Here is a 4,339-nt window from a genome sequence, read left to right on the forward strand (position 1 = left end):
GCCTCCCACAATTAATTTAATTCAGAGGCGACAACTTTCCTGAAATTGGGGGTGGTGATGTTGCTCAAGATATTGGAAATCCGAGGTCATCACGGGCTGTAGGTTCGGCTATTGGGAGCAATCCTGTTGCTTTTTTAATCCCTTGTCACCGTGTAATTCAAAGCAGCGGAAAAATAAGCGGTTACCTTTGGGGAGAAACTAAGAAAAAAGCAATTATAGGTTGGGAAGCTGCGAGGATGGAGAGATAGATGTTTGAAATAACGAATAAAATAAACAATGTTGATTGGCAAATAATTGGTAATGATCTGAATGAAAAAGGCTATTCAATTATTCCTGGATTCTTAAATAAAGAACAGTGCCAATATTTAATCAATGAGTTTGATAATATCAAAGGCTACAGAAAAACAGTGGTTATGGAACGTCATCGTTTTGGCCTTGGTCTGTATAAGTACTGGGATTATCCGCTTCCTGATTTGATACAAACGTTGCGCGAAAAAATCTACCCCAAACTTGTACCAATCGCCAACTCATGGATGAATTTATTGCAAATTGAAAAGAAATTTCCAAAAACCTTTGAAGAGCTGCAATTAGCTTGTCATCAAAGCGGACAGTTAAAGCCAACCCCTCTAATCCTTCAGTATAAGAAGGGTGGGTATAATACCTTACACCAAGATTTATATGGAGAGGTATACTTTCCTATTCAAGCAGCATGTTTTTTAAGTAATCCTGAGGTTGATTACACAGGAGGCGAGTTTGTGATGACCGAACAAATTCCAAGATGCCAATCAAGAGCAATTGTAATAAAACCAGGCATTGGAGATATGATCCTATTCACTACTAATTTTCGCCCAGCAAAAGGAGTAAGAGGATATTATCGAGTAAACATGCGTCATGGAGTAAGTGAAGTTAAAAGTGGGCAACGATGTGCAATGGGAATTATTTTTCATGATGCAGTGAGCTAAATATGATCAAACATATCCAGATAGCTCATGCTGAGCTATCAAATGAAATAAAGAATGGCACTATTCGACTCGGAGGCCATTCTAAATTAAAAATCTATGGCACGCTAGATTGTAAGTCAGGAAAACGCATGAAACGCGAAAATAGGGTGTTTTTTAAAACTGAAGAAGAAGCGATAGAAAATGGTTATCGACCTTGCGGTCATTGTATGAAAAAAGAGTATAGCGCATGGATCTTATCGAACAAATAAATGGGCAATTACATAATCTACTACCTTATGAAGGTACAGTGTATTATTATGGCTCTATTATGCCATCAGAAATAGCCAATGAGTTTTATAATTCATTAATAAGGACTATTCAATGGGAAAATGATGAAGCAATTATCTATGGAAAAAAGATAATTACCAAACGTAAAGTAGCATGGTACGCAACCCAGCCTTTTACATATACCTATTCAAAAGTAACTAAAACAGCAAAGCTATGGATTTCCATTCTTGATGAGTTAAAAGCAATTGTAGAAAAAGAAAGTGGCGAAACTTATAACTCCTGTCTTCTTAATTTATACCATGATGGAAATGAAGGTATGGCTTGGCATAGTGATGCTGAAAGAGATTTAAAGAAAAATGGAGCAATAGGCTCACTTAGTTTTGGAGCAGAAAGAAAGTTTTCATTTAAACATAAAAAAACAAAAGAAATGATTTCAACAGTTCTTCAGCATGGCAGTTTACTTGTAATGAAAGGGACAACACAAAGTAATTGGCTTCACCGACTGCCACCAACAAAAAAAGACTGTACCCCTAGAGTTAACTTAACGTTTCGAACTATAGCTACTGGTTAAAAGACTATAATATTCAATTAGACCTGGTGTGTACGTAACCCCAGTTTGCAGTCAACTTTATGGGGTGTTATTTGCACATAATGGTTTGAATTTGCATTATTTGGGTTTTTAATTGGCTAAAATTTGTTATTCCTAATTCCAGGAAGCTCTCTCATGTATCGATTTAAATTATAAAAACTGTTTTTTGAGTAAAAATGACGACTATATTATGCAAAAGGGAACTAATGTTGTCCGAAAACAGGGTCTACGTACACTGGAGCACATATTTTACAAGGATTTTATAAATTAATTTTTGAGCGAGCAGGAGGAAGTGGATAAGTGTCTTTGGCCTAATATTATTCCCCCTAATATTTCGATACGTGATGTAGCTGCACCGGATCAAAGTATGGGGTTTGCGCTTGTGGGGGCTTTAGCAATTATTCCTTTTATTCTGGTTTATACCTCTTGGGCTTATTATGTATTTCGCGGAAAAATAACTTCAAATGAAGGATATCATTAATGAAAACGTTATGGTGGAAACGATTGGGCTGGCTTATAACAATTTGGGGCAGTAGTGTTGGAGTATTAACTTTAATATCACTTTTTTTTCGTTGTTTAATGGCTTATGCTGGTTTAAAAACTTAGGTACCAAGGGTATATTATCGATACAATAAAATAAAAAGCCAAATCTCAGATGTAGAAGATTCATGTGGTAGCCGATTGTCACGTTGTCTATTAAAACGTTTTCATACTCATTCTAGCCGACAGTAAAAAAATCAATTTACCATCCATATGGTGACAGCTCTTTTGATTATCAAATTAATACTTATTGTATTGAAGAAATTTTCGCAGAAAAACTGCGTGCTTTTGTAGAGCGAATGAGACCTAGAGACCTATATGATATTATACATCTTTTTGATGATTCAAGGTGGTCTCCAGATCGTGAGCGATTATTTTCGGCTTTAGAGAAGAAATGCGCTTTTAAAAAAGTTGTGGTTCCTACTTTAGAATCAGTTAATGCAATGGCTGGGAAAGCAGATTTAATTGCTGATTGGGAAGGTATGTTGGCACATCAAATTTATGAGCTTGAGCCACCGGAAGTTTATTGGGAAAAACTACCTTTACTTTTTAATTGGTTATACCCCAGTTAAATAAATTATCATGTTAAGACAGTGTCCTATAGGAGAAATTGCGCGCTTAGTGAACATTTCCATACATGGCACCTTATTTTTTAGATACACAATTCTCGATTTGAGCATATTGGCCTAGAGCAATAGAGGCTTGATGGATGTGCTAGTAAAAAGCCAAAAATTAAATTAGAGGCAATTCCCTCTCCATTCATATTTTTCGTGGATTAATACTTTGTTGTGGTTAAGCGCAGTTTAGAGTAGAAAGTTTAACGCGCTTATTGAAAGAGTCTTTATAAACAATTGAAACCCATTCGCTATCTAAGAATAAAATTTTCGAATGTGCTGGGAGCTTTTCGCACGTTAGCGAGAGTGAATCCATATCCTTGTAATCAAAATAAAGGGCTAATTTTTTTATTAATGTATCCTCAGTTATTAACTTGTGAATGCATATCCATCCAGAAATGATACATAGGAGGCTAATGGCATGAACTCCTAGTGCTCTAAGTTGGAATTCTTTTTTATGAATTTGCATAGGGATATAAAGGGCATACAAAAGCAATCCAACTAAAAAAAGCCCCGCTGATAATGACAAAACGAAACTCAAGAAAAATACTGTTGCAGGAAAAGAGGACGAGGGTAAATAAAAAATGGATTGAATCAGTTGAGAGGTTAAGGCATTTGCAAAAGTATATAACAAAGAGCCTGTTATGAATACTAAAGGCTTCATGAAGAAACTATTAAAAAGTTTACTAACCCAGGAATAGTAGTGGCATACTGTCCTAACGATTAAATAGATGTAGAATGGAGATATGAGCAAAGTGATTATAAGGTAGAGATAAAATTGAACAGCTGGGTAATTATTTAAAAATAAATCTATCTCATAGAGAGAACCGAAAAAAAACATTCCTAATAAAGCAATCATAAAGGTTTGAATTTTTTTACGAATAGAATGTTCCATTATAATGAATTCCTTTAAAAGCCATACTTTAGCTTTCTTTGATTAAATGCTGCACGGCCACCCTCCAATATTTTGGCGGCTTTTTCTTTTACTGACGCGGAATCAATAGCACCTTGACATTCAGTGGACATAACTGCCTGACCGTCTTCATTTTCCAATATGCCAATCCATTCTGCATCCCCGAAAATAGGGATGTTTGCGTTATGTGTAGTAAATATAAATTGACGGGCAACTTTAGCTAATCGTAGTTCAGATACTATTCTTTCCGCGATAAATGCATTATCAAGGTTATCTTCCGGTTGATCCATAAGCAAAGGATCTAAATTCTTTAAAAGTAATAAATGTAGAATAGCAGTGCATTGCTGGCCTGTTGAAAGTCTATCAAGTGATCTAAAGGTCATAAAAATTGCGATAATTACCAGCAACCAGCAACCAGCAACGCTATTGCTTTATGTTGAATGAGGTATTTATT

9 protein-coding genes are annotated in these 4,339 nt (G+C 35.5%); 7 read left to right on the plus strand and 2 right to left on the minus strand.

The window, feature by feature from the left end:
- Positions 1-44: 44 nt before the first annotated feature.
- The 7 genes from Q0495_RS16855 to Q0495_RS14110 all read left to right on the plus strand — a co-directional run bounded on the left by Q0495_RS16855 (position 45) and on the right by Q0495_RS14110 (position 2,930).
- On the plus strand, positions 45-248 hold the full coding sequence (locus Q0495_RS16855) for a methylated-DNA--[protein]-cysteine S-methyltransferase (RefSeq protein WP_367274435.1): 204 nt from the start codon (positions 45-47) through the stop codon (positions 246-248).
- Positions 249-962: a 2OG-Fe(II) oxygenase gene (locus Q0495_RS14085; RefSeq protein ID WP_298627429.1), complete on the plus strand. Its 714-nt coding sequence runs from the start codon at positions 249-251 to the stop codon at positions 960-962.
- Positions 963-964: 2 nt separating this feature from the next.
- A complete protein-coding gene (locus tag Q0495_RS14090) occupies positions 965-1,210 on the plus strand; it encodes an Ada metal-binding domain-containing protein (RefSeq protein WP_298627430.1) in 246 nt (81 codons plus the stop codon).
- A complete protein-coding gene (locus Q0495_RS14095) occupies positions 1,189-1,800 on the plus strand; it encodes an alpha-ketoglutarate-dependent dioxygenase AlkB (RefSeq protein WP_298627432.1) in 612 nt (203 codons plus the stop codon). Before Q0495_RS14090 ends, Q0495_RS14095 begins: the two co-directional genes overlap by 22 nt.
- Positions 1,801-2,110: 310 nt before the next feature.
- Positions 2,111-2,299 carry a cytochrome d ubiquinol oxidase subunit II gene (locus Q0495_RS14100; RefSeq protein ID WP_298627434.1) on the plus strand — a complete coding sequence of 63 codons (189 nt, stop codon included), beginning with the start codon at positions 2,111-2,113 and terminating at the stop codon, positions 2,297-2,299.
- Positions 2,299-2,424 (plus strand): DUF2474 domain-containing protein, encoded by a 126-nt coding sequence (locus Q0495_RS14105; RefSeq protein ID WP_298627435.1) that lies wholly within the window; start codon positions 2,299-2,301, stop codon positions 2,422-2,424. The genes Q0495_RS14100 and Q0495_RS14105 overlap by 1 nt, the downstream gene beginning before the upstream one ends.
- Before the next feature lie 134 nt (positions 2,425-2,558).
- Positions 2,559-2,930, plus strand: a complete 372-nt coding sequence (locus tag Q0495_RS14110; RefSeq protein WP_298627440.1) for a nucleotidyl transferase AbiEii/AbiGii toxin family protein — start codon at positions 2,559-2,561, stop codon at positions 2,928-2,930.
- A gap of 220 nt (positions 2,931-3,150) precedes the next feature.
- On the opposite strand, the gene Q0495_RS14115 is transcribed toward Q0495_RS14110, so the two are convergent.
- The gene (locus Q0495_RS14115; protein ID WP_298627437.1) at positions 3,151-3,867 is read right to left on the minus strand and encodes a hypothetical protein; all 717 of its coding nucleotides are present in this window, start codon (positions 3,865-3,867) and stop codon (positions 3,151-3,153) included.
- Between the two features lie 14 nt (positions 3,868-3,881).
- Positions 3,882-4,268: a hypothetical protein gene (locus Q0495_RS14120; protein WP_298627438.1), complete on the minus strand. Its 387-nt coding sequence runs from the start codon at positions 4,266-4,268 to the stop codon at positions 3,882-3,884.
- Positions 4,269-4,339 lie beyond the last annotated feature (71 nt).

This window comes from uncultured Legionella sp. (assembly GCF_937871865.1).
Taxonomy (GTDB): domain Bacteria; phylum Pseudomonadota; class Gammaproteobacteria; order Legionellales; family Legionellaceae; genus Legionella.

Excerpts from the sequence above, each read along its gene's own strand:
- Q0495_RS14085 (WP_298627429.1), top strand. The coding sequence starts at position 249 with ATGTTTGAAATAACGAATAAAATAAACAATGTTGATTGGCAAATAATT.
- Q0495_RS14090 (WP_298627430.1), top strand. The coding sequence starts at position 965 with ATGATCAAACATATCCAGATAGCTCATGCTGAGCTATCAAATGAAATA.
- Q0495_RS14095 (WP_298627432.1), top strand. The coding sequence starts at position 1,189 with ATGGATCTTATCGAACAAATAAATGGGCAATTACATAATCTACTACCT.
- Q0495_RS14105 (WP_298627435.1), top strand. The coding sequence starts at position 2,299 with ATGAAAACGTTATGGTGGAAACGATTGGGCTGGCTTATAACAATTTGG.
- Q0495_RS14115 (WP_298627437.1), bottom strand. The coding sequence starts at position 3,867 with ATGGAACATTCTATTCGTAAAAAAATTCAAACCTTTATGATTGCTTTA.
- Q0495_RS14120 (WP_298627438.1), bottom strand. The coding sequence starts at position 4,268 with ATGACCTTTAGATCACTTGATAGACTTTCAACAGGCCAGCAATGCACT.